This is a genomic window from Buchnera aphidicola (Macrosiphum euphorbiae), from assembly GCF_005237295.1.
GTDB classification, from domain to species: domain Bacteria; phylum Pseudomonadota; class Gammaproteobacteria; order Enterobacterales; family Enterobacteriaceae; genus Buchnera; species Buchnera aphidicola_AP.
Genome location: NZ_CP033006.1, coordinates 33,736 through 59,000 on the forward strand (window position 1 = coordinate 33,736; position 25,265 = coordinate 59,000).

Annotated in this window: 20 protein-coding genes and 4 tRNA genes; 8 read left to right on the forward strand and 16 right to left on the reverse strand. The window is 27.9% G+C overall.

What is annotated here, in order from left to right; translation table 11 throughout:
* Positions 1–22: 22 nt before the first annotated feature.
* The 15 genes from purH to murB form a co-directional block, all read right to left on the reverse strand.
* Positions 23–1,600 (reverse strand): bifunctional phosphoribosylaminoimidazolecarboxamide formyltransferase/IMP cyclohydrolase, encoded by a 1,578-nt coding sequence (purH, locus tag D9V71_RS00155; RefSeq protein ID WP_158340384.1) that lies wholly within the window; start codon positions 1,598–1,600, stop codon positions 23–25.
* A 149-nt stretch (positions 1,601–1,749) separates the two neighbouring features.
* Positions 1,750–2,022, reverse strand: a complete 273-nt coding sequence (locus D9V71_RS00160; RefSeq protein ID WP_158340385.1) for an HU family DNA-binding protein — start codon at positions 2,020–2,022, stop codon at positions 1,750–1,752.
* 620 nt (positions 2,023–2,642) lie between these two features.
* Complete coding sequence (gene rpoC / locus D9V71_RS00165) at positions 2,643–6,866, reverse strand: DNA-directed RNA polymerase subunit beta' (protein WP_158340386.1); 4,224 nt, start codon at positions 6,864–6,866, stop codon at positions 2,643–2,645.
* A 74-nt stretch (positions 6,867–6,940) separates the two neighbouring features.
* Positions 6,941–10,969 carry a DNA-directed RNA polymerase subunit beta gene (rpoB, locus tag D9V71_RS00170; RefSeq protein WP_158340387.1) on the reverse strand — a complete coding sequence of 1,343 codons (4,029 nt, stop codon included), beginning with the start codon at positions 10,967–10,969 and terminating at the stop codon, positions 6,941–6,943.
* A gap of 223 nt (positions 10,970–11,192) precedes the next feature.
* Complete coding sequence (rplL, locus tag D9V71_RS00175; RefSeq protein WP_158340388.1) at positions 11,193–11,561, reverse strand: 50S ribosomal protein L7/L12; 369 nt, start codon at positions 11,559–11,561, stop codon at positions 11,193–11,195.
* Between the two features lie 66 nt (positions 11,562–11,627).
* Positions 11,628–12,125, reverse strand: a complete 498-nt coding sequence (rplJ, locus tag D9V71_RS00180; protein ID WP_158340389.1) for a 50S ribosomal protein L10 — start codon at positions 12,123–12,125, stop codon at positions 11,628–11,630.
* A gap of 265 nt (positions 12,126–12,390) precedes the next feature.
* Entirely contained in the window at positions 12,391–13,086 is a 696-nt protein-coding gene (rplA, locus tag D9V71_RS00185; protein WP_158340390.1) for a 50S ribosomal protein L1, read from the reverse strand.
* Positions 13,087–13,088: 2 nt separating this feature from the next.
* The gene (gene rplK, locus D9V71_RS00190; RefSeq protein ID WP_158340391.1) at positions 13,089–13,517 is read right to left on the reverse strand and encodes a 50S ribosomal protein L11; all 429 of its coding nucleotides are present in this window, start codon (positions 13,515–13,517) and stop codon (positions 13,089–13,091) included.
* A gap of 35 nt (positions 13,518–13,552) precedes the next feature.
* Complete coding sequence (nusG, locus tag D9V71_RS00195; RefSeq protein ID WP_158340392.1) at positions 13,553–14,098, reverse strand: transcription termination/antitermination protein NusG; 546 nt, start codon at positions 14,096–14,098, stop codon at positions 13,553–13,555.
* A gap of 2 nt (positions 14,099–14,100) precedes the next feature.
* Positions 14,101–14,484, reverse strand: a complete 384-nt coding sequence (secE, locus tag D9V71_RS00200; protein ID WP_158340393.1) for a preprotein translocase subunit SecE — start codon at positions 14,482–14,484, stop codon at positions 14,101–14,103.
* A gap of 327 nt (positions 14,485–14,811) precedes the next feature.
* A tRNA-Thr gene (locus D9V71_RS00205) sits at positions 14,812–14,884 on the reverse strand.
* A gap of 14 nt (positions 14,885–14,898) precedes the next feature.
* Positions 14,899–14,970: transfer RNA gene (locus D9V71_RS00210), tRNA-Gly, on the reverse strand.
* Positions 14,971–14,997: 27 nt separating this feature from the next.
* Positions 14,998–15,079, reverse strand: a tRNA-Tyr gene (locus D9V71_RS00215).
* A gap of 15 nt (positions 15,080–15,094) precedes the next feature.
* Positions 15,095–15,167, reverse strand: a tRNA-Thr gene (locus D9V71_RS00220).
* Between the two features lie 145 nt (positions 15,168–15,312).
* Positions 15,313–16,371 carry a UDP-N-acetylmuramate dehydrogenase gene (murB, locus tag D9V71_RS00225; protein WP_158340394.1) on the reverse strand — a complete coding sequence of 353 codons (1,059 nt, stop codon included), beginning with the start codon at positions 16,369–16,371 and terminating at the stop codon, positions 15,313–15,315.
* 105 nt (positions 16,372–16,476) lie between these two features.
* On the opposite strand from murB, the gene metF reads away from it, so the two are divergent.
* Positions 16,477–17,355, forward strand: coding sequence for a methylenetetrahydrofolate reductase (gene metF / locus D9V71_RS00230; RefSeq protein ID WP_158340395.1), 879 nt, complete (start codon positions 16,477–16,479; stop codon positions 17,353–17,355).
* Between the two features lie 11 nt (positions 17,356–17,366).
* Here the strand turns inward: metF and argE are convergent, their stop codons facing one another.
* A complete protein-coding gene (gene argE / locus D9V71_RS00235; protein WP_158340396.1) occupies positions 17,367–18,515 on the reverse strand; it encodes an acetylornithine deacetylase in 1,149 nt (382 codons plus the stop codon).
* Positions 18,516–18,677: 162 nt separating this feature from the next.
* Between argE and argC the strand changes: the two genes are divergently transcribed.
* From argC to cysE, 7 genes are all read left to right on the forward strand, one after another.
* Positions 18,678–19,682 (forward strand): N-acetyl-gamma-glutamyl-phosphate reductase, encoded by a 1,005-nt coding sequence (gene argC, locus D9V71_RS00240; RefSeq protein ID WP_158340397.1) that lies wholly within the window; start codon positions 18,678–18,680, stop codon positions 19,680–19,682.
* Between the two features lie 19 nt (positions 19,683–19,701).
* Positions 19,702–20,475, forward strand: coding sequence for an acetylglutamate kinase (gene argB, locus D9V71_RS00245; RefSeq protein WP_158340398.1), 774 nt, complete (start codon positions 19,702–19,704; stop codon positions 20,473–20,475).
* 47 nt (positions 20,476–20,522) lie between these two features.
* Positions 20,523–21,734: an argininosuccinate synthase gene (locus tag D9V71_RS00250; protein ID WP_158340399.1), complete on the forward strand. Its 1,212-nt coding sequence runs from the start codon at positions 20,523–20,525 to the stop codon at positions 21,732–21,734.
* An 81-nt stretch (positions 21,735–21,815) separates the two neighbouring features.
* Complete coding sequence (gene argH / locus D9V71_RS00255; RefSeq protein WP_158340400.1) at positions 21,816–23,195, forward strand: argininosuccinate lyase; 1,380 nt, start codon at positions 21,816–21,818, stop codon at positions 23,193–23,195.
* Between the two features lie 107 nt (positions 23,196–23,302).
* The gene (locus D9V71_RS00260) at positions 23,303–23,737 is read left to right on the forward strand and encodes a rhodanese-like domain-containing protein (protein ID WP_158340401.1); all 435 of its coding nucleotides are present in this window, start codon (positions 23,303–23,305) and stop codon (positions 23,735–23,737) included.
* Between the two features lie 88 nt (positions 23,738–23,825).
* Positions 23,826–24,275, forward strand: coding sequence for a protein-export chaperone SecB (gene secB / locus D9V71_RS00265; RefSeq protein WP_158340402.1), 450 nt, complete (start codon positions 23,826–23,828; stop codon positions 24,273–24,275).
* Positions 24,276–24,367: 92 nt separating this feature from the next.
* Complete coding sequence (cysE, locus tag D9V71_RS00270; RefSeq protein ID WP_158340403.1) at positions 24,368–25,192, forward strand: serine O-acetyltransferase; 825 nt, start codon at positions 24,368–24,370, stop codon at positions 25,190–25,192.
* Positions 25,193–25,265 lie beyond the last annotated feature (73 nt).

Sequence of the window (25,265 nt, forward strand, 5' to 3'; positions counted from 1 at the left end):
TCCTTTGTAAATCAAAAAACAATTAATGTTTAAAATGACGCTTATTAGTAAAAATCATTGCTATATTATGTTCATTTGCAGCTTGAATGATTTCTTTATCGCGTATTGAACCTCCTGGTTGAATGATACAACTAATACCAACAGAGGCGGCACTGTCTATTCCATCTCTAAAAGGGAAAAAAGCATCAGAGGCCATAGTTGCACTAATAACATTAAATCCTTGATCTTTTACTTTTATATTAGCTAATTTAGTCGAATAAATTCTGCTCATTTGACCGGCCCCTATTGCAATAGTAACTTCATCACGACCATATACGATCGCATTTGATTTTACAAATTTAGCTACTTTCCAACAGAAGACAGCATCTTTTAGTTCTATTTTTTTTGGACTTCTTTTTGTAACAAAACTCCATGATTTATAATTTGTATTATAAGAATCATGTTCTTGTACAATTAATCCATTAGTAATTTTTTTTAAATCCAGACCCATTTTATTTTTTTGTAACTTTCCAGTAACAAGTACTCTTATATTTTGTTTTTTTTCTAATATTTCTACTGCTAAATCATTTATTTCAGGAACAATAATAACTTCGACAAATTGTTGATCGATAATTTTTTGAGCGGTTTTTTCATCGAGTATATAGTTAAAAGCAATTATGCCTCCAAATGCTGAAATAGGATCAGAATGGTATGCTAATAAATATGATTTTGAAATATTATCACTTACTGCCACACCACAAGGATTTCCATGTTTTACAATAACACAAGCGGGTTTACTAAACTCTTTTACACATTCTAATGCTATATCAGAATCTGATATATTATTATATGATAAAGTTTTTCCTTGAATTTGATGTGCTGTACTAATTGTGCCAGATTGGAATATATTTTTTTCTATATAAAAAGATGCTTTTTGATGATAATTTTCTCCATATCTTAAGTCTTGTTTTTTTATGAAAGAAAAGTTTATTTCTTCAGGAAAAAAATTATTTTTGTCATTTTGATGAAAAGTATTTTTTTTTGTAAAATATTGTGAAATAACTTTTTCATAGGATAATGTGTATTCAAATGCTTTAGATGCTAAAAAAAATCTTTTTTCCCTATTCATGGTATTATTATTAATAGAATTAATAACAAATTGAAAATCACAAAGATCTACTATAATTATAACATTCTTATAATTTTTTGCAGAAGCACGTACAAGTGTGGGTCCACCTATATCAATATTATTTATAATATGATCTATGTTATTTTTATCTATATTTTGTATTTTTTCAAATGGATAAAAATTTACGATAACTATATCTATTGGACAAATATCATATAATTTCATAATTTTTTTATCTTTATCTTTTCTTCTTAAAATACCGCCCATAATTTTAGGATGTAATGTTTTAATTCGTCCATCCATTATTTCAGGAAATTTTGTATAATCTGAGATTTCGGTAACAAGTATATTATTTTTTTTTAAGATTTGAGCAGTTCCTCCTGTGGAAAATAAATTAATTTTATTTTTTATTAGCGTTTTTGCTATTTCTAAAATATCTGTTTTATCAGAAACGCTAATTAACGCATTTTTTATAAGATGATTAGATGGCATAATATATTTTCTTATTTTTAAAAAAATTAAATATTTTTTTATATTCAGACTATTTTAAATATATAATTATTTTTATTAAAATAATTATCAATAGAATATTTATTTAGTGAGGGGCATTATGCCCCTTAAAATGTGTTTGTGAGTTGCAATTATTTAATTGCATTTTTTAATGTTTTACCAGATGTAAAACTAGTAACTTTAGTAGCGGGGATCTGTATTTCTTTTCCTGTTTGAGGATTTCGTCCTATACGAGATGATCTTAAATTAACTTTAAAAGTACCAAATCCAACTATTTGTACAGGTTCGCCTTTTTTTAAAGAATCAATAATAGTTGACAATGTTGTTTCTAAAGTCAATTTTGCTTGTATTTTAGATAAATTAGATTTCTTAGAAATAACATCGATTAATTGAGTTTTATTCATTATTTTTCCTTTTTTTATTTAAATGTAAAAATTAATAATTTATTTAGATATTATTTTTATAAATTTAGATGGAAAAATTTATATTAAAATTATATTTTTTTATAGTAAGTTTTTATATACATTTTTTATATAAAAGAAGAAACATATTTCTTCATATTATATAATTTCTTATTAATTAAAAATTTTTATATTTATCAAAAATAATATAAAAAGAAAGAAGAATTAGGTTAAAAATTCATTTTTGAAAGAAATTTAAATATTTAATATATCTGAATATTATTAATAAAGACACTATATGAAAATTGTATATTTATTTTAAAAAAATTATTTTTTAAAAAATATTAAAATTAAATAATCTTGTATTTTTTTGCTAAAATTGTCTTGTGTATTCTTATTAGATTTAATAATTGTTTTAATGTATAAAATAAAACATCTTTTTTAAGATAGTAAGAATATCAGAAAATATTATAACTATGTTCAGGAAACAATTTCTTAAAAAAATGATTATTTTTATAAAGTAGTTTAATATTATTATATAATAATATAAAATTATCATATTTTTACTGTGGCTGCTTTTAAGAGCAGCCATAATTTAGATATATAAAAATATTAAAGATCATTTATTTTTCTATAAGAGCAGAATTTAATAATTCTGAAAGACTAGCAGAAGCTTCTTCAGCGCTGATTTGAGAACTGCTAACTGTTGGATTGTTATGTTTTTTTTGACGACGATTAAAACGTTCTTTATGATATGCATATCCCGTTCCTGCAGGAATTAAACGTCCAACAATTACATTTTCTTTTAATCCTCTCAATTCATCTTTTTTTCCTGCTACTGCAGATTCAGTTAACACTCTTGTAGTTTCTTGAAAAGAAGCGGCAGATATAAAAGATTCTGTTGCAAGTGATGCTTTAGTAATTCCTAATAAATCTCTTGAAAAAGTAGCTGTTATTTTCTTTTTTTTCTCTAATGTTCGATTTGAAATTTTTATACGAGAAAATTCGACTTGTTCACCTTCCAAAAAATCAGAATCTCCTGATTTGATTATCGTCGCTTTGCGCAGCATTTGTCTTATGATTACTTCAATATGTTTATCATTAATTTTTACACCTTGTAGACGGTATACTTCTTGTACTTCATTCACAATATATCTAGTTACAGCTTGAACTCCTCTTAATCGAAGAATATCGTGTGGCGATTCTGGTCCATCAGATACGACATCTCCTCTTTCTACCCTTTCTCCTTCAAAGACATTTAATTGTCTCCATTTTGGAATCATTTCTTCATAAGAATCATTACCATTTACTGGTGTAATAACTAATCTTCTTTTCCCCTTAGTTTCTTTTCCAAAAGATATAATACCACTGATTTCGGCTAAAATTGCTAATTCTTTCGGACGTCTAGCTTCAAATAAATCTGCAACTCTTGGTAGTCCACCAGTTATGTCTTTAGTCCCTCCAGATTCTTGTGGAACTCGAGCTAATGTATCACCAGAACTAATTTGGACTCCATCATTAAGTTGAACGATTGCTTTTCCGGGTAAAAAATATTGTGCAGGCATGTCTGTTCCTGAAATAAGAACATCTTTTCCATTGCAATCAACAATTTTTAATGCTGGTCTTAAATCTTTTCCAATTGACATTCTTTCGGCTGTATCTAATATTACTATAGAAGACAAACCTGTCAATTCATCTGCTTGCCTTGTAATACTTTGACCATCAATCATATCTAGAAAACGAACGAAACCATTAACTTCGGTAATAACTGGCATGGTATGTGGATCCCATTTAGCAACAGTTTCTCCAGAGTTGACTTTCTCACCATCTCCTTTAGCCATAATAGCCCCATAAGGAACTTTATAGCTTTCCTTTGTTCTTCCGAAATTATCAATAATATTAAGTTCTACATTTCTTGAAGTAATAACTATTTTACCACTAGAATTAGTTACAGATTTTGCATTATTAAGATTTATAATACCTTGATTTTTTATTTGAATACTAGATTCTGCTGCAGCTCTTGATGCCGCACCTCCAATATGGAAAGTTCTCATAGTTAGCTGTGTACCTGGTTCTCCTATAGATTGAGCGGCGATTACTCCAATAGCTTCTCCTTTATTAACTAAATTTCCTCGAGCTAAATCTCGACCATAACAATAAGCGCAAACACCAAAATCAGTATCACAATTTACTACTGATCTTACTTTAACATTGTCTATAGAATTATGTTCTAAAAGATCACATAATTGTTCATTCAACAATGTATTTCTTTTAATTAATGTATTTTTAGTATTCGGAATGATAATATTTTCTGCAGTGATCCTGCCTAAAACACGTTCTCGTAATGGTTCTTTTACATCGCCTCCTTCAATTAACGGAGTCATTAAAATTCCTTCATGTGTTCGACAATCATCTTGTGTTACAACTAAATCTTGTGCCACGTCTACTAAACGACGTGTTAAATAGCCAGAATTGGCAGTTTTTAGTGCTGTATCTGCTAATCCTTTACGCGCTCCATGTGTAGAAATAAAGTATTGTAAAACATTTAAACCCTCTCGAAAATTAGCTGTAATGGGTGTTTCAATAATAGAACCATCAGGTTTTGCCATTAATCCTCTCATCCCAGCTAATTGACGAATTTGTGCAGCAGAACCACGTGCTCCGGAATCAGCCATCATAAATATACTATTAAAAGATATTTGTTTTTGTTTTTCACCTTTTTTATTAATAACAGACTCTGTAGATAAGTTTTCCATCATAGCTTTAGCTACTCGTTCATTTGCTGCCGCCCAAATATCAATAACTTTATTATATCTTTCACCTGCTGTGACTAATCCAGATTGGAATTGTTCTTGTATTTCAGCTACTTCTATTTCTGCTTCATTGATAATGTTTGCTTTTTTTTCTGGTATTACCATATCATCAATACCAACTGAGGCTCCTGATCTTGCTGCATAAGCGAAGCCAGTATACATAATTTGATCAGCAAAAAATACAGTAGGTTTAAGTCCTAAAATACGATAACAAGTATTAAGCATTTTTGAAATATCTTTTTTGCCTAAAGTGTGGTTAACAATATCAAAGGGTAGTCCTTTGGGAATAATCATCCATAAAATCGCTCGACCTATAGTAGTAGTAACGATTTTTTTTATTGTGCTAAAACTTTGATCTTCATTTTTTTGATATTCTACTATTCGTACTTTCACTATTGAATGAAGTTCTGCAATGCCTAAACGATAAACTTTTTCCGCTTCATTAGAACCATTTAATAACATCCCTTCACCTTTTCCATTTATTTTTTCACGAGTCATATAATACAACCCTAGAACAACATCTTGAGAAGGTACAATAATTGGTTCTCCATTAGCTGGAGATAAAATATTATTAGTTGACATCATTAAAGCTCTAGCTTCTAACTGTGATTCTAGAGTTAATGGAACATGTACAGCCATTTGATCTCCATCAAAATCGGCATTGTAAGCTGCACATACTAGCGGATGGAGTTGAATTGCTTTTCCTTCTATAAGAACTGGTTCAAATGCTTGTATTCCTAATCTATGTAAAGTAGGTGCGCGATTTAAAAGAACTGGATGTTCACGAATTACTTCGTCTAAAATATCCCATACTACAGCTTCTTCTCTTTCTACCATTTTTTTTGCTGCTTTAATGGTAGTTGCTAAACCACGAACTTCTAATTTTCCATATATAAATGGTTTAAAAAGTTCTAATGCCATTTTTTTAGGTAAACCACATTGATGTAAGTGAAGATAAGGCCCTACAGTAATTACTGAGCGACCAGAATAATCTACACGTTTTCCTAGAAGATTTTGACGAAATCGGCCTTGTTTTCCTTTGATCATATCAGCTAATGATTTAAGAGGTCTTTTGTTCGATCCTGTTATTGCTCTTCCTCTTCTGCCATTATCTAATAATGCATCTACTGCTTCTTGTAACATTCTTTTTTCATTACGTACAATTATATCTGGAGCAGCTAAATCTAATAAACGTTTAAGACGATTATTTCTGTTGATAACTCGGCGATATAAATCATTTAAATCTGATGTTGCAAATCTTCCTCCATCTAATGGTACTAATGGTCTAAGATCAGGTGGTAATACTGGCAATACATTTAGAATCATCCATTCGGGTTTATTATGAGACTGTATAAAAGATTCTAATAATTTAATTCTTTTAGTTAGTTTTTTTCTTTTAGTTTCAGAATTAGTTTCATTTAATTCTATCCTTAATTTATTACATTCTTGAACTAAATTGATATCTTTTAATAGAAATTGAATTGCTTCTGCTCCCATTGTAGCATGGAATTCATCTCCAAATTCTTCTAGCGAGTCTAGATATTGTTCTTCAGTTAAAATTTGACGTTTTTCGAGATTAGTCATTCCTGTTTCTATAACAACATAAGATTCAAAGTATAGTACTCTTTCAATATCTCTCAAAGGCATATCTAATAATAAACCTATTCGTGATGGCAAAGATTTTAAAAACCAAATGTGAGCTGTGGGTGAAGAGAGTTCTATATGACCCATTCGTTCACGTCTAACTTTACTTTGTGTCACTTCAACTCCACATTTTTCACAAATTACACCTCGATGTTTTAATCTCTTATATTTACCACATAAACATTCATAATCTTTTACTGGACCAAAAATACGTGCACAAAACAATCCATCTCGTTCCGGTTTAAATGTACGATAATTAATAGTTTCAGGTTTTTTAACTTCACCAAATGACCAAGATCTAATCATATCAGGTGAAGCTAATGAGATTTTAATAGCGTCAAAATCTTCATTTTTAGTTTGGGATTTTAGAAATTTTAGTAAATCTTTCACACATTAGCTCTCGTTAGAGTTAAACTTTTAAGGTAATAAAGATATAAATATTTTTTATTATATTTTTGATATTGTTATTCGCTTTCTAGTTCAATGTTAATCCCTAATGATCGAATTTCTTTTAAAAGTACATTAAAAGATTCCGGCATTCCAGGTTCCATTTGATGATTTCCGTCTACAATATTTTTGTACATTTTAGTTCTTCCATTTACGTCATCGGATTTAACAGTTAACATTTCTTGTAATGTATAGGAAGCTCCGTACGCTTCTAATGCCCAAACTTCCATTTCACCAAAACGTTGTCCACCAAACTGAGCTTTTCCACCTAGTGGTTGTTGAGTTACTAAACTATAAGAACCAGTAGAACGAGCATGCATTTTATCATCTACTAAATGATTTAATTTTAACATGTACATATAACCAACAGTAACAGGTCTTTCAAATTTTTCTCCTGTTCTTCCATCGAAAAGTGTAATTTGTCCAGAAGTAGGCAAACCTGCAAATTTTAACATTTTTTTTATTTCATTTTCTTGTGCACCATCAAATACTGGTGTAGCAATAGGCATGCCATTTTTTAAATTTTTAGCTAAATGTAATATTTCTTCATTTGAAAATGCGTCTAAATTTACTTTTTGACGTAAGTTATCTCCTAAGTTAAAAGCTTTTTGGATAAATTTACGTAAATTGGATATTTTTTCTTGCATTTTAAGCATATGATTTATTTTATCACCAATACCTTTTGCTGCCATGCCTAAATGTGTTTCTAATATTTGTCCAATATTCATACGAGATGGAACACCTAATGGATTTAAAACAATATCGACTGGTATACCATTTTTATCATAAGGCATATCTTCAATAGGATTGATTTTAGAAATTACTCCTTTATTACCATGTCTTCCTGCCATTTTATCACCAGGTTGAATTTGACGTTTAACTGCTAAATATACTTTAACTATTTTTAAAACACCTGGAGCAAGATCATCACCTTGTGTGATTTTTCGACGTTTTATTTCAATTTTTTTATTGAATTCTTCTTTTAAATCACTGTGTTGTTTTGCAAGTTTGTCCACTTCTTTTTTTTTGTCTTTTTGTTTAATTTCTACAGAAAACCATTTTTCGAAAGGTAGTGTATGAAGTTGTTCTGTTTCAATGTTTAAAGATTCAAAAGTTTTTTTAATATGAGCGAATAAACTCGATTCAAATATTTTAAACTCTTCAGTTAAGTCTTTTTTAATTTTTTTAATTTGCATATCTTCAATTTCTAAAGCTCTTTTATCTTTTTTTACACCATCTCTTGTAAATATTTGCACATCTATTACAGTCCCTGATACTCCATTAGGAACTCGTAATGAAGAATCTTTTACATCTGATGCTTTTTCCCCAAAAATAGCACGTAATAATTTTTCTTCTGGTGTTAATTGAGTTTCTCCTTTTGGAGTGACTTTTCCGACTAGTATGTCTCCTCCAGTTACTTCTGCACCAATATAAACAATGCCTGATTCATCTAATTTGCATAATGCCGCTTCACCTACATTGGGTATATCTGAACTAATTTCTTCTGCTCCTAATTTAGTATCTCGTGATATACATGATAATTCTTGAATATGAATTGTAGTAAAACGATCTTCTTGAACAACTCTTTCTGATACAAGGATTGAATCTTCAAAATTGTATCCATTCCAAGGCATAAATGCCACACGCATATTTTGTCCTAATGCGAGTTCTCCTAAATCAGTAGATGGTCCATCTGCTAGAACATCACCTTTTTTAATTTTTTCACCTAAATTGACACAGGGTTTTTGATTGATGCAAGTATTTTGATTTGATCGAGTATATTTAGTTAAATTGTAGATATCTATTCCAGCTTCCCCTGAGTACATTTCTTTTTCATCGATTTTGATTACTATACGTGAAGCATCTACATATTGAATAAAACCACTTCTTTTAGCTACTGCCGTAACGCCAGAATCTACTGCTACTGCTCGTTCCATTCCCGTTCCAATTAAAGGTTTATCTGCTTTAAGAGTAGGTACTGCTTGACGTTGCATATTAGCACCCATTAATGCTCTGTTTGCGTCGTCATGTTCAAGAAAAGGAATTAAAGATGCACCAACAGATACAATTTGTTGAGTAGAAACATCCATATAATTTACTTGATCACGATTAAATAAACTAGATTCACCTTTATGTCGACAAGTTACTAAATCATCAGTAAAAAAACCAGTTTTATCAATATTAGTATTAGCTTGTGCAATAATATAATTACCTTCTTCTATAGCAGATAGATAGTTGATTTCTTCAGTTACTAAACCGTTTCTAACTTTTCGATAAGGTGTTTCTAAAAATCCATATGAATTTGTCTGAGCATATACGGATAAAGAATTAATCAATCCAATATTCGGACCTTCTGGTGTTTCTATGGGACATACACGTCCGTAATGAGTAGGATGAACATCCCGAACTTCAAAACCTGCTCTTTCTCTAGTTAAACCACCTAAACCTAATGCTGAAATTCGTCTTTTATGTGTGATTTCTGATAAAGGATTGTTTTGATCCATGAATTGTGATAGTTGACTAGAACCAAAAAATTCTTTAACAGCAGCTGATATTGGTTTGGCATTAATCATATCTTGTGGCATAAGAGTATCTAAATCACCGATAGATAATCTCTCTTTAACTGCTCTTTCTACTCTCACTAAACCAATTCTAAATTGATTCTCTGCCATTTCACCAACAGATCTAACACGTCGATTGCCTAAATGATCAATATCATCTACTTCTCCTTTTCCATTGCGAATGTCAATAATTTTTTTTATGACATCTATAATATCTTCTTTATTTAAAGTACCTGAACCTTCAATTTCTTCACGCAAAAGAGATCTATTAAATTTCATTCTACCAACAGAAGATAGATCATACCTATCTTCAGAAAAAAATAAATTTTCAAATAAGTTTTCTGTTGCTTCTTTAGTAGGCGGTTCTCCAGGTCTCATAACCCGATAAATTTCTATTAAAGCGCTCATGCGATCATTAGCTGAATCTATTCGTAGTGTTTCAGATATATATGGACCATGATCTAAATCATTAGTAAATAGTGTTTCGATATCATGAAAACCTGATTTTTTTAATTTCTCCAATATTTCTAAAGACAGTTCTGTATTGGACAAAATAATTATTTCGCCTGTTTTTTGATCTATATAGTTTTTAGATACAATTCTTCCTAAAATGTATTCAACAGGAACTATAATAGATTTAATCTTGTTTCTTTTTAGTTCTTGAATATGTCTAGCAGTAATACGACGTCCTTTTTCTATATATATTCTTCCATTTTTTTTAATTTCAAACGATGCAGTTTCACCGCGAAGTCTTTCAGGTACTAATTTCAATTTAATTTCATTATTTTCTATTTTGAAAATATTTTTTTCAAAGAAGATATTTAATATTTCTTCTGTATTATAATTAAGAGCACGTAAAAGAATACTTACTGGTAATTTTCTACGTCTATCAATTCTAACAAATAAATTATCTTTTGGATCAAATTCAAAATCTAACCAAGATCCTCGATAAGGAATAATTCGGGCATTATAGAGAACTTTTCCTGAAGAATGTGTTTTACCTTTGTCACTATCAAAAAAAACTCCAGGACTACGATGTAATTGAGAAACAACTACTCTTTCCGTCCCATTTATTATAAATGTTCCATTATTTGTCATTAAAGGGATTTCACCCATATAAACTTCTTGTTCTTTAATATCTTTAACAGTAGCTTCTAGTATGTCACGTTCATAGATAACTAAGCGTAATCTTACTCTCAATGGTGCTGAATAAGTAGCACCTCTTATTTGACATTCTTTCACATCAAATATCGTTTCTCCTAAACGATAACTAACATATTGAAGTTCAGAATTTCCATTGTAACCACGAATAGGAAACACAGAACGAAATGCTGCTTCTAATCCGTATTGACCTTCTAAATCTGGTTGAATAAATTTTTTAAAAGAATCTAATTGAATCGAAAGCAGATATGGTATATCTAAAACTTTAGGACGTTTGCCAAAATCTTTACGAATACGTTTTTTTTCGGTATAAGAGTAAACCATGGGGTTCCTAAGCTCGTTGACAGATAAGTTAAAAATTAATTTATCTTTTTATCTGAAGGGGAGACAGTTGTAATTTTGTTTTAAGAATTTTAATTATGTTTTATAATTTTTTTATTAAATATTTTTAGAAGATTATTTGAATTTTTTTTTTGATCAAAAAGGCTGGTGAATTAAAATCACCAGCCATACTTTAAAATTAATTAAATTATAAAATTTAATATTTTTATTTAATTTCGATTTCGGCACCCACATCTTCCAATGTTTTTTTAAGTGATTCCGCATCTGCTTTGCTAAGATTTTCTTTTAAAACTGTTGGAGCAGATTCGACTAAGTCTTTAGCTTCTTTTAGTCCTAGACCAGTTGCACTTCGTACAGTTTTAATTACTGATACTTTGTTTGGTCCAATAACTTTTAAAAAAATATCAAATTCTGTTTTTTCTTCATGTGAATCTTTTTCATTCTGATTGCTGCTATTAATAGACATATTAGCAGAAACGCCAAATTTTTCTTCCATTGCCGCAATAAGATCTACGACATTCATAACAGACATTTCTGATACAGCTTCTAAAATTTGTTCTTTAGTAATAGACATAACAATAATTCCTAATAACAATTAGAATTATTTTAGATGTTATTAATACATCAAAAATAATAACCTTTAAGAGGTTTCTTTTTTTTGTTTTATAGCAGATAATGTATAAACAAGTTTTCCAGCAACTGATATCTTCAATACTAATAGAAGTTTAATAATTGCTTCTTCATAAGTAGGCATATCTGCAAGTTGATTTATTTCTGAAGTCGAGAGTAATTTTCCTTCAAAAGCTGCTCCTGTAATTTTAAAATGGGTATTTTTTTTTGAAAATTCTTTAAATAACCTAGCACCACTACCTGGATGTATCATAGAATAAGCGATAAAAGTAGAACCTTTTAATTTTTTTTTTAAACATTCAAAAACAGTATTTTTAATCGCTAAAGAGAGTAGAGTATTTTGAACAATACTCATTTTTACTCCTGTTTCGCGTCCGGATTTTCTTAATTCATTTATTTTATTTACGCAAACACCTTGAGAATCTGCAGTAACAGCTGATAATGCCGTATTAGAAATTTTATTAATTTTAGAAACAATTAATTTCTTATTATGAAGATTTAATGCCATTTATTGAATTCTCCTTATTGTTCTAGAGAGAAATAATTTAAATTAATTTTTAATAAAAATACTAACTATAATAATAGATTTTTGTAAAATATATTTTTATTTTTTTTCACTCTATGACTATAAAAAAATTATTAAATAATAAATTTTAGCATTAGAATCAGATTATTTTTTAGGTGTTTTTAACTAAAAAGATTTAGCTGATAATTAAAAAAAGGGATATCATTATAAATAATTTTTATTATAGCGTAAAGTGAAAATCATTGTGTTAAAGAGACAAAGTAGATTGATCAAGAATTAATCCTATACCCATAGTTGTTGATAAAACTATTTTTTTTATATATATTCCCTTTGATTGTGGCGGTTTTGATTTTTTTATAGCTTCTAAAAATATATTAAAATTTTCTTTTATTTGATTTTTATTAAAATTGATTCGACCAATTGTAGCATGAATAATTCCGTTTTTATCATTTCGATAGCGTACTTGTCCTGTTTTCGCATTTTTAATTGCTTCAGCGATATTTGTAGTTACTGTTCCTAATTTAGGATTAGGCATTAAATTGCGAGGACCAAGTATTTGTCCTAACTGTGTTACTACTTTCATTGCGTCAGGTGAGGCAATGACAACATCAAAATTAACACCTTCTTTTTTTATTTTTTCAGCTAAATCTTCCATTCCTATTAATTCTGCACCTGCATTTTTAGCTATTTCAACATTATTTCCTTGTGTAAATACAGCTACTCGAATAAAACGTCCAATACCATTTGGTAATACTATTGAACCTCGAATATTTTGATCTGATTTTTTAGAATCTATTCCTAAATTAATAGCGATATCAATACTTTCATTAAATTTTACTTTAGATAATTTTTTTAATAAGTTTATCAGATCATCTATGTGGTATAATTTTTCAAAATTAATATTTTTTTTAATATTTTTTATACGTTTAGCTGTTTTTTTCATTGTTATTCCTCAATAATTAGACCCATAGATTTAGCAGTACCTTCAATAGATCTCATCATGCTTTCAATATTAGAACCAGTCATATCATTATTTTTGATAGTTGCTATTTCCTTGATCTGTGAATTTTTAATTGTTCCTATTTGTTCTAATTTAGTTTTACTAGAACCCTTTTTAATTCCAGATAGTTTTTTCAATAAAATAGAAGCAGGAGGTGTTTTTGTGATAAATGTGAATGAACGATCAGAATAAACTGTAATAATTACTGGTATTGGCAATCCTTTTTCTATATTTTCTGTTTTTTTGTTAAACAATTTACAAAATTCCATAATATTAACACCTTTTTGACCTAAAGCAGGTCCAATCGGTGGACTAGGATTAGCTGTACCAGCTGAAACTTGTAATTTAATATATGATTGTATTTTTTTAGCCATTTTTTTCTCATTTTATATTGATATGTATCAGTGTGTTAATTTTTTTCAACTTGCCTAAAATCTAGTTCTACCGGAGTAGATCTTCCGAAAATAGAAACAGAGACTTTTAGTCTACTTTTTTCATAGTCCACTTCTTCTACAACACCATTAAAGTCTGCAAAAGGACCATCATTAACACGAATCATTTCTCCTGGTTCAAATAAAGTTTTAGGTCTTGGCTTGTCACCAATCTTACGCAATCGATTAATAATAATTTCCACTTCTTTATCACTAATAGGAGAAGGTTTGTCTGATTTCCCTCCTATGAAACCTAAAACTCTTGGAATATTTCTAATTAAATGCCAAGTTGAATCTGTCATTGTCATTTGGATTAAAACATATCCAGGAAAAAATTTGTATTCACTTTTTCTACGCTGTCCACCTCGAATCTCAACAACTTCTTGAGAAGGAACCATAACTTCTCCGAATAAATCTCCCATTTCATTCAATTTTATATATTCTCGTATTGATTGTGCCACGCGACTTTCGAATCCAGAAAAAGCTTGTAATACATACCATCTTTTTTTTTGACTCTCATGCATTTTTAGAACCTTAAACTAATAATAAATGCTATTAAATGGAATATTATACTATCTACACCCCACAAAAGAAGAGACATGAGAATTGTTACAGAAATAACAATCAATGTAGTATATAAAGTCTCGTTATATTTAGGCCATATTATTTTTTGCATCTCCTTTTTTGACATAATTATATATGATAATATGTATTCGCCTGTTTTTGTGTACATTAAAGTTACTATCGCACACAGAATTAAAAAAGATATAATAAATATACGAACAAATAGTTGTTCTTTATAAAAATAGCAGTTAATAAAAAAAGATAGAATTAAAAATATAGATATAGATAACCATTTTATTTTCTCTAAGATTTTAAACTTGTTGCGGTTGTAATTATTTTTATTCATAATTTCTCCTAAAATTATAAAATAATATAGAAAAAATATGTTAATAAATTAAATATCTTGTTCTTTTTTTATTTATAAAAATTATATTTTTTAGATGAAAAATTTTTCGTTATTTTTTAAAATTAAAAACTCTTGAAATAAACTATTTATTTTTAAAATAGATCAATTCGTTATGAAGTAAGTGTAGAAGTTTCAAAATATAGAATATTTTAAAATAAAGTATTAGGTGAGATTTATGATAAATGATTTGAAAATATTTTTTTAAAAAATTACCTGCTTAATGAAAGAATGTTACGAATATATTTATTAACTAAATCTTTTTAGTTATGCTGATACCCAGGATTGAACTGGGGACCTCACCCTTACCAAGGGTGTGCTCTACCTACTGAGCCATATCAGCAATTTTAATTTTTTAGCGGACAGCGGGAATCGAACCCGCGTCATCAGCTTGGAAGGCTAAGGTAATAGCCATTATACGATGTCCGCATTTTATGGGATTTATATTTTTTATTTTGGTGGGAGAAGGATTCGAACCTTCGAAGTCTATGACGGCAGATTTACAGTCTGCTCCCTTTGGCCGCTCGGGAATCCCACCTAAAAATAATTTTTATGCCGGCTACCGGAATCGAACTGGTGACCTACTGATTACAAGTCAGTTGCTCTACCTGCTGAGCTAAGCCGGCTTTTTTTACTAAAAATAGTAATAAATATTAGAAGATTAGTTTTAAACAAATTATATTATATAATTTTTCATTCGTATTGCAAGTTTTTTTATTAAAATAATCTTGCTTTCGGGCAATATCATCTTCTTTTAAAATGATATAACTTTTATTTTTTTTGACATTTAAAAATATCTGATGATTTTACTTTTCCGATTCGTCCAATAAAGTCTATTTCTGGTTCTAACAATACACCAAATTTTTTAAAAACACATATATGTATTATTTTCGCTAATTTTATAATATCTTTAGGAGTAGCATTTTTTTTATTGATGATTATTAGTTTTTGTTTTTTATGAATACTTGCATCACCAATCTTAATATTATTAAATTTATAATTTTCGATTAACCAAGCGCCAGAAATTTTTACTAAACCATTTTTTTCTGGATAATATGGTATTTTATATAAATATTGAAGTTTTTGTGCTTTTTCTTTTTTAATAATAGGATTTTTAAAAAAACTACCGGCATTACCAGTTTTTTTTGGATCAGGAATTTTTTTTTCACGTATTTTACATATTATATTAAAAATATTACATGCAGTTATATTTATAGGTTTAATATAACTTTCTAATGAAGAAAAGATTATTGGATGCCATTTTTTTGATAGTTTTATTCCAACCCCAATAATAGCATAATCATGATTATATTGATTTTTAAAAATACTATTTCGATAAGAAAATTTACAAGATTTTTTATTAATTCTTTTTGTAGTATTATTTTTTAAAGATAATACATCGACATATTCACATACATCTTTAAATTCTAAGCCGTATGCACCAATATTTTGAATTGCCGCAGATCCTATACAACCTGGAATTAATGCTAAATTTTCTAATCCAAAAATCCCTAAATTTAAAGTTAACTTTACTAAATCATGCCATTTTTCCCCTGAAAATACATACAATAACCAAGTGTGTTTTTTTTCTGTTATTTTTATTCCTTTAATTCGATTAATAATTACTATTCCTCTATAGTTTTCTAAAAATAATATATTACTTCCTTCTCCTAAAATTATATAAGGAATATTAGATAATTGGCAGATTTTCGATATATTAATTAGTGATTTAATTGATTTTACGAAAATAATTTTTTTTGCTGTTACATCTATTGCAAATGTGTTTAAATCTTTTAATGATTGATTAGAAAGATCTTTTTTTTTACACATGGAATATTAGATAATAATAATGTTGTTTGTTTATTTTATACTATAAATAAATTTTTTAGCATATATAGTAATTTTTATATGAAATTATGTTAATGGAGTTTAAAAATGAATTTTTTTTCCGAATATCATCAAGATATAATGAATCAAAAATTAGAAAATATTCGAAATAGTATACATTGTTCTTTTGAATTTTTTCCACCTAAAAATTCTGCTTTAGAAGAAAACTTATGGTCTTCAGTTAAACGTCTGAGTAAATTAAAACCAAAATTTTTTTCTGTTACTTATGGTGCAAATTCTGGGGAACGTGAAAAAACATATGATATTGTAAATAAGATATATAAAAAAACAGGTATTATTACAGCAGCTCATTTAACTTGTATTGATTCTACACCTGCTGAATTAAAAAAAATAGCAGAGAATTATTGGAATAACGGTATCAAAAGTATTGTTGCACTAAGAGGGGATACATCAAAAAAAGATTATAAACATAAGATGTATGCTTTAGATTTAGTTGTTTTATTAAAAAAAATCGCTAATTTTGATATTTCTGTAGCTGCTTATCCTGAACTACATCCAGAATCAAAAAGTTCTAAATTAGATATCCTTAATTTGAAAAAAAAAATTGATGCAGGTGCGAATAGGGCAATTACCCAGTTTTTTTTTAATATTGAAAGTTATCTGCGTTTTCGAGAGAATTGCATTAAAAATAGAATAAATGTTGAAATTATACCTGGTATTTTGCCTATTTGTAATTTTAAGCAATTACAACGTTTTTCAAAAATGACTAATATTAAAATTCCTCAATGGATGTTTGAGATGTTCAATGGTTTAGATAACGATTTAGTTACACAGAAAATAATAGGTTCTAGTATAGCAATAGATATGGTAAAAAAACTATCTTTTGAAGGAGTAAAAAACTTTCATTTTTATACTTTAAATCAATCTGATATCACTTATGCCATTTGTCATATTTTAGGTTTATAAAAATATTTAATTTAATAACAAAATTTATTTATTAATTTACTGATAATATTTTTGGTTGGTTGAATAAAAAATTTATCTAAATATTCATCTGGCTGATGTGCTTGTTCAATAGAACCTGGTCCTAGTATTAAGGTAGGTGCAATTTTCTCTAGAAAAGGAGCTTCTGTACAGTAATTTACTGTTGTACTATTTAATTGACATAATTTTTCTACTGTTTTAGTGATATTATCTTTATGAGAACATTCATAGGAAGGAACAGAAGAAAAAAGTTTTTTTATAAAAATACGATTATCAGACCATTTTTTTATGATTAATTCTAATTTTTCTTCAATTAAAATTTCAATTTGTGTTAAAGTCAGCCCTGGTGTAGGTCGTATTTCAAAATTTAATACACATGAAGAACAAATTCGATTAATTGCATTACCGCCATGTATAGAAGATAAATTCAAAGTTGGATATGGAATAGAAAAATCTTGATGTCGATATTTTTGTTTTAAATATTTCTTTAAAAGTAATAACGCCTTAATAACATCATACATAATTTCAATACTGTTAATGCCATAATCAGGATTGCTAGAATGTCCAGTATTTCCAATAACTTTAATTGAATAGGACATGTGTCCTTTATGTGCATTAATTAATTTTAAAGATGTCGGTTCTCCAATTATTATACAATCTGGTTTAATATTGGTAGATTTTATAAAATATCTAGCTCCAGACATATCTGTTTCTTCATTAGCAGTTGCAAGAATATAAATTGGCTTAGTGATCTTTTTTGTATTTATGGAAGATATTACATCTAATATAAAAGCAAAAAAACCTTTCATATCTACTGTTCCTAATCCATAAAATCTATTATTAGCTTCAGTTAATGTGAAAGGATCTTTTGTCCATTTTTTTTCGTCAAAATCTACTGTATCTGAATGTCCAGATAATAGAAGTCCTCCAGTTCCTGAACCAATAGAAGCTAACATATTGAATTTATTAGTATATGGAATTTGATAATTTTTTATAGAAAAATTTAAATCAGAAAAATAATTAGATAATAAATCAATAAAATTTTTATTGCTTTGATCAAGAGATTTATTGTCACTACTAACTGTAGGAATTTTGATTAGTGACTTATAAACTTCAATAAAAGAAGGTGTTTTTTTCATCATATTAGAAATTTTTAATTGCATATTATTGATTAAATTTAAAATATTTTATTCGCAAATGGATAATTGATCAATGTATTAATAATATAAAATATATTTTTTATAAAATTTAATACATTATTTTATCTAAAAATAGTAATTCTTTGTTTAAGGTTTATTAATTTTATGTTGAATGTATTAATTGTTGGTGCTAGTGGATATGCTGGTGCAGAATTAGTTAACTATATAAATCGTCATACGTTTGCTAATATAAAAAAAATATTTGTTTCAAATAATAGTTTAGATGTAGGTAAGTTATTTTCAGATGTTCATCAACAATTTAAAAATATTATAGATCTACGGTTTGAAGCTATAGGAAATTCTACTTTAATTGACAAAAATATTGATGCTGTTTTTTTAGCAACAGATCATTGTGTTAGTCATACTCTTGTTCCTTCTTTTTTATCTTTAGGTTGTGTTGTTTTTGATCTTTCTGGTGCTTATAGGTTTAAAAAAAGCACGTTATATTTGGATTATTATGGTTTTGCGCATCAATATAAAGAACTTTTAAAAAAATCTGTTTATGGATTAGCAGAATGGAAAGAAAGAAAAATTAAAAAAGCAAATCTAATTGCAGTACCTGGATGTTATGCAACTTGTGTTCAATTAGCATTAAAACCCCTTATTGAAGAAAACGTTCTTTGTGATACAAATATGCCGATTATTAACGCTATAAGTGGTGTAAGTGGTGCTGGTAGAAAGACTAATTTAAAGAATAGTTTTTGTGAAGTTAGTTTGCAACCATATAATATTTTTACTCATCGTCATACTCCTGAAATTATAGAAAAATTAGGTATTCCAGTAATTTTTATTCCACATTTAGGTTCTTTTTCTCGAGGTATAATTGCTACTATCACATGCAAACTAAAATATAATGTTAAATCGATGGATATATATAATATTTTTTATAAATTTTATAGGAACAAACCATTAGTTCGTATATACAAAAAATATTTACCAAGCATTAAATCAGTTGAAAAACAACCATTTTGTGATATTGGATTTGTAATAAAGGATAATTATATAGTAATTGTAACAGCAGAAGATAACTTATTAAAAGGTGCTGCTGCCCAAGCAGTACAGTGTTTTAATATTCGTTTTGGTTTTTCTGAAACGGAATCAATTATTTAATTAATGATGAGTATGTATGATGAATCCTTTAGTGATTAAATTAGGTGGAGTTCTTTTAGAAAGTGATAATGCTATGATGCGTCTATTTGAAGCTTTAGTTGATTATCGGAAGTCTTATAAACGTCATATGTTAATAATTCATGGAGGAGGTCGTTTAATTGATGATTTGATGAAAAAACTTTCTCTTCCAGTTAAAAAAAAGAATGGTCTACGTATTACTCCAGCTGAACATATTAATATTATTACGGGTGCATTAGCTGGAACTGCTAACAAAACTCTACTTGCATGGGCGTTAAAATACAATATAAATGCTGTTGGATTGTGTTTAGCAGATGGAAAAAGTGTCAACGTAGAAAAGTTAGATCAAGATTTAGGTCATGTTGGAAAAGCATTTCCAGGATCACCTTTTTTTCTAAAAAAACTTTGTGAAGAAAGTATTTTACCAATTATTAGTTCTATAGGAATTACTAATGATGGTTTGTTAATGAATGTAAATGCTGATTTAGCAGCAACAGCTTTAGCAACTACTTTACAAGCTCATTTAATTTTATTATCTGACATAAGTTCAATACTAGATGGAAAAGGACAGAGAATTAAAGAGATTAATAGTATTAAAGCTCAACGATTAATTGAACAAGGCATTATTACTAATGGTATGATTGTTAAAGTGAATGCAGCTTTAGAAGCTGCACGTGTTTTACATCGCCCCGTAGACATAGCAAGTTGGCAAAATACAGAAGATTTAAAATTATTGTTTAATGGTATAAACATTGGGACTCGAGTCTGCATATAATTGTATAATAAATATAATTTGTATAATAAATATAATGGATTTAAAAAATGATTAGAAAAAAAAATAATAAAGTCGTTTTAGCATATTCTGGTGGTTTAGATACTTCAGCTATTATTCCATGGCTCAGAGAAAATTATAATTTTGAAGTTATTGCTTTTGTTGCAGATATAGGACAATCTAAAAAAGATTTAAATGGTATTGAAAAAAAATCACTAGATTCTGGTGCATCTAGTTGTCATGTTTTTGATTTAAAAGAAGAATTTATAAAAGATTATGTTTATCCTGTTTTAAAAACTGGTGCTTTATATGAAGGCAGTTATTTATTAGGAACAGCTATGGCTAGACCTATTATTGCAAAAAAACAAGTGGAACTAGCATTAAATATTGGAGCAAATTCATTATGTCATGGTGCTACTGGAAAAGGAAATGATCAAGTTCGATTTGAAATGGCTTATGCAGCATTAGCTCCAGATTTAAATGTAATTGCACCATGGCGAGAATGGAATCTTAATTCAAGAGAATCACTATTAAAATACTTACATGAAAGAAACATTCCTACAACTGCAACATTAGAGAAAATATATAGTAAAGATGAGAATTCCTGGCATATTTCAACAGAAGGAGGTTTACTTGAAAATCCTTGGAATCAATCTAATGCAGATTGTTGGAATTGGACCGTAGACCCAGAAGATGCACCAGAACAACCTGAATATATTTCATTAACATTAAAATCGGGCTCAGTGGTGTCTGTCAATAATAAAAAATTAAACCCTCTACAATGTGTAGAGGAATTAAATAATTTAGGTTCTAGACATGGTATTGGTAGAATTGACATTGTTGAGAATAGATTAATTGGCATGAAATCTAGAGGATGTTATGAAACGCCTGGTGGAACTATTATTACTACAGCTATAAAAGCAATTGAACAATTAGTATTAGATCGTGAAAGTTTCAAATGGAGAGAAAAAATAGGTTTAGAAATGTCATCTATTGTTTATGATGGACGTTGGTTTTCTCCAATACGTAAATCCTTACAAGCTGCTTCTGACTCATTATCATCGGAAATAAATGGAGAAGTTATATTAAAATTATACAAAGGTACTGTAATAGCTATTCAAAAAAAATCTCCTAATTCATTATATTCTGAAGAATATGCTACTTTTAGTGAAGATCAAGTATATAAACAATCTGATGCAGATGGATTTATTCGTCTTTTTTCCTTGTCTTCAAGAATACGCGCACGCAATGGATTAAAATAGTTTTTAAAAAATTTTAAAATACATTCATAATACAATGTTACATTTAATTTTCTTTTTGCAGTTTTTTTATAGAGACGATATATGACACTTTGGGGTGGACGATTCATTAATGAATCTCATAAATTATTTAAAGAATTTAATAAATCTTTATCTTTTGATTATATTTTGGCAGAAGAAGATATCACTGCTTCAGTCGCTTGGTCTAAAACGTTAATGAAAAGCGGTATTATTACTAAAAAAGAACAAATAATAATAGAATCTGCACTTTGTGAATTACTAATAGAAATCAAAGATAATGTTCAAAATATTCTCACAAGTAATTGTGAAGATATTCATAGTTGGGTAGAAGAGAAGCTTATTAATAAAATTGGCAAATTAGGGAAAAAGTTACACACAGGTCGAAGTAGAAATGATCAGATTACAACTGATTTAAAATTATGGTGTAGAAATAGAATTAACATTCTATTAGAAAATCTAATTGAATTGCAAAAGAGTTTTATTATAAGTGCGGAATGTAATCATAGTGTTATCATGCCAGGATATACTCATCTACAACGAGCTCAACCTATTACTTTTTCTTATTGGTGTTTAGCTTATGTCGAAATGTTAAGACGAGATGTTGGTCGCTTAAAAGATGTTTTAAAAAGATTAAATACGAGTCCTCTTGGGTCTGGTGCTCTTTCTGGTACGGCATGGAACATTAATCGTGAAGAACTTGCTTTGTCTATGGGTTTTAGTTCTGCGACTAACAATGCACTTGATAGCGTTTCTGATCGAGATTATGTTGTGGAAATATTATCATCTGCATCAATCAGCATGATGCATTTATCACGATTTTCTGAAGATATAATTTTTTTTAATTCTGGTGAAGCTAATTTTATTGAGTTATCCGATTCAATTACATCAGGTTCATCATTAATGCCTCAAAAAAAAAATCCAGATGCATTGGAACTGATTCGTGCTAAATGTGGTCGTGTTCACGGATCATTGATTTCTATTTTAGTTATATTAAAATCTCTTCCTTTATCTTATAATAAAGATATGCAAGAGGACAAAGAAGGTTTATTTGATGCAATAAAAACATGGAATGATTGTTTATGCATAGCAACGTTAGTATTAAAAAATATTAAAATAAAAAATAAATCATGTCGTAAAGCTGCAGAAGAAGGATACTCTAATGCAACAGAAATTGCAGATTATTTAGTGAAAAAGGGTGTAACTTTTCGTGAAGCACATAATATATCTGGTCAATTAGTATTAAAAGCAATTAGTGAAAAAAAATCTTTAAATAATTTAGAATTATCTACGTTTCAAATGTATAGTCAACTGATTCAAAATGATATATATGATAATATTACCTTAGAATCTTGTCTTGAAAAGAGGCTGTCTAAAGGTGGTGTAGCACCATATCGAGTTTATGAAGAAATTATAAAAGCAAAAAAAAGATTGAATATATTTTAATTAGTATAAAATTTTTATATTATTTATCGTTATTAACTAGCATTTAAAAATCATTTAAATGCTGAGTTAATAATTTTTTAAAATATAAAACATAGGAAATGTAATTTATGCAGAATATAGTATTTTTTATTAGTGAACATATTATACTTTTTAGTATATGGTTGTTATGTCTTATTGCATTAATTTCTTTTGTGATTAAAAATATATTTTTACAATCTAAAACAATTAACAATTTTCAAGCAATAAAGTTAATTAATAAAGAGAAAGCTGTTGTAATCGATACTCGTTCTCCAGAATTTTTTAAAGAAGGGCATATTATTAATTCTATTAATATTCCATTAAAAAACATTTTCTTAGGAGAGATGCAAGAAATACAGACGTATAAACATACTCCTATTATTCTTGTATTAAATGAAACATATAGAGATAGTGCGTGCATTAAAGAATTCTTTAAACATGGATTTAAACATATTTATATTTTAAAAAATGGTATATATTATTGGAATATAAATCATCTTCCACTTACTACTAAAGATAAATAATTTAGAAAATTACGGAATAATTTTTTAAAAAATTAGATAAATTAAAAAATATTAAGTTATATGCATTTATTATGTTTTGGGATATGTTATGTCAAAAGAAAAAAAAAAACAAGAATCCTTTGAAATTCAACGTATTTATATAAAAGATGCTTCTTTTGAAGCACCGAATACACCAAATATTTTTCATATTAATTGGACACCTAATATTAAATTTAATTTAAATACTAGTGCTAAAAAAATAGAAAAAGATATTTTTGAAATTATTTTGAAAGTAAGAGTTACAGTAAAAATTAAAGAAGATTTAGTTTTTTTATGTGATATAGATCAAGCTGGTATTTTTTTTATTGCAAATTTAAATAAAAAAAGATTGAATCATTGTCTATATTCTTATTGTCCAAATATTTTGTTTCCTTATGCTCGTGCATGTATATCTAATTTGATATCTTATGGTAGTTTCCCTCAGATGAATCTTGCACCTATTAATTTTGATGCTCTGTATCATGAGCATATAAAATTAGAAGAAAAAAAATATAAATAAAAAAATAAATCATGAATATACTTGTTCTTTTTTTGGGATATTAAAAAAAATCTAATTATAAAAATAGTATGAATATTCTATAGGAGAAAATTATGTGTGTTACAGAAACATCAAAAATATGGAGAAAAATACTCGATGAAGTTTCTTTTTTATTAAAAAAAGAACCAATTTTATCAGATTTTTATCAATATAGTATTTTGCAGCATAAAAGTTTAATTAGTTCTTTAAGTTGTATCTTAGCAAATAAATTATCCACATCTACTATTTCTGAAAAACAAATTAAAAGTGTCTTTGATGAGATATATTTAAATAATCCGTCTATATTAGATGTTGTAGTACGAGACATAAAAGCTATATTATACAGAGATCCAGCAGTAAAGGATTATTTAACACCTTTACTTTATTTAAAAGGTTTTCATGCATTAGAAGCATATAGAATAAGTCATTATCTTTGGAATATGAAAAAAAAATCATTGTCTACATATCTACAAAGTAGAATATCTTCTGAATTTTCAGTTGATATTCATCCAGCTGCGCATATTGGATCTGGTGTAATGCTTGATCATGCAACTGGTATTGTTATCGGAGAAAATGTTACTATAGAAGATGATGTTTCAATTTTTCATTCAGTTACTTTAGGTGGTACTGGAAAAAACTTTAGTAAAAATAGACATCCTACTATTCGAAAAGGAGTTATTATAGGGGCTGGAGCAAAAATTTTAGGAAATATTGAAATAGGTTTAGAAGCAAAAATAGGAGCAGGTTCGATAGTTTTAAAAAGTGTTCCTGCATATGTAACAGTTGTTGGGGTACCAGCAAAAATCATAAATCAATTAGATGGTAAAAAATATTTTTCCAGGAAAGAAAAAAATAGTTTGCAATCTACAAATATGTTTCAATACGGAGATGGTATTTAGTGTATTTTTTATATATAAAATAAAAACTTCTGTTTTATTAAAAATAAATTATAGTAGATATACTAATATTAGT

Excerpts from the sequence above, each read along its gene's own strand:
- purH (WP_158340384.1), bottom strand. The coding sequence starts at position 1,600 with ATGCCATCTAATCATCTTATAAAAAATGCGTTAATTAGCGTTTCTGAT.
- D9V71_RS00160 (WP_158340385.1), bottom strand. The coding sequence starts at position 2,022 with ATGAATAAAACTCAATTAATCGATGTTATTTCTAAGAAATCTAATTTA.
- rpoB (WP_158340387.1), bottom strand. The coding sequence starts at position 10,969 with ATGGTTTACTCTTATACCGAAAAAAAACGTATTCGTAAAGATTTTGGC.
- rplL (WP_158340388.1), bottom strand. The coding sequence starts at position 11,561 with ATGTCTATTACTAAAGAACAAATTTTAGAAGCTGTATCAGAAATGTCT.
- rplJ (WP_158340389.1), bottom strand. The coding sequence starts at position 12,125 with ATGGCATTAAATCTTCATAATAAGAAATTAATTGTTTCTAAAATTAAT.
- rplA (WP_158340390.1), bottom strand. The coding sequence starts at position 13,086 with ATGAAAAAAACAGCTAAACGTATAAAAAATATTAAAAAAAATATTAAT.
- rplK (WP_158340391.1), bottom strand. The coding sequence starts at position 13,517 with ATGGCTAAAAAAATACAATCATATATTAAATTACAAGTTTCAGCTGGT.
- nusG (WP_158340392.1), bottom strand. The coding sequence starts at position 14,098 with ATGCATGAGAGTCAAAAAAAAAGATGGTATGTATTACAAGCTTTTTCT.
- secE (WP_158340393.1), bottom strand. The coding sequence starts at position 14,484 with ATGAATAAAAATAATTACAACCGCAACAAGTTTAAAATCTTAGAGAAA.
- murB (WP_158340394.1), bottom strand. The coding sequence starts at position 16,371 with ATGTGTAAAAAAAAAGATCTTTCTAATCAATCATTAAAAGATTTAAAC.
- metF (WP_158340395.1), top strand. The coding sequence starts at position 16,477 with ATGAATTTTTTTTCCGAATATCATCAAGATATAATGAATCAAAAATTA.
- argE (WP_158340396.1), bottom strand. The coding sequence starts at position 18,515 with ATGATGAAAAAAACACCTTCTTTTATTGAAGTTTATAAGTCACTAATC.
- argC (WP_158340397.1), top strand. The coding sequence starts at position 18,678 with ATGTTGAATGTATTAATTGTTGGTGCTAGTGGATATGCTGGTGCAGAA.
- argB (WP_158340398.1), top strand. The coding sequence starts at position 19,702 with ATGAATCCTTTAGTGATTAAATTAGGTGGAGTTCTTTTAGAAAGTGAT.
- D9V71_RS00250 (WP_158340399.1), top strand. The coding sequence starts at position 20,523 with ATGATTAGAAAAAAAAATAATAAAGTCGTTTTAGCATATTCTGGTGGT.
- argH (WP_158340400.1), top strand. The coding sequence starts at position 21,816 with ATGACACTTTGGGGTGGACGATTCATTAATGAATCTCATAAATTATTT.
- D9V71_RS00260 (WP_158340401.1), top strand. The coding sequence starts at position 23,303 with ATGCAGAATATAGTATTTTTTATTAGTGAACATATTATACTTTTTAGT.
- secB (WP_158340402.1), top strand. The coding sequence starts at position 23,826 with ATGTCAAAAGAAAAAAAAAAACAAGAATCCTTTGAAATTCAACGTATT.
- cysE (WP_158340403.1), top strand. The coding sequence starts at position 24,368 with ATGTGTGTTACAGAAACATCAAAAATATGGAGAAAAATACTCGATGAA.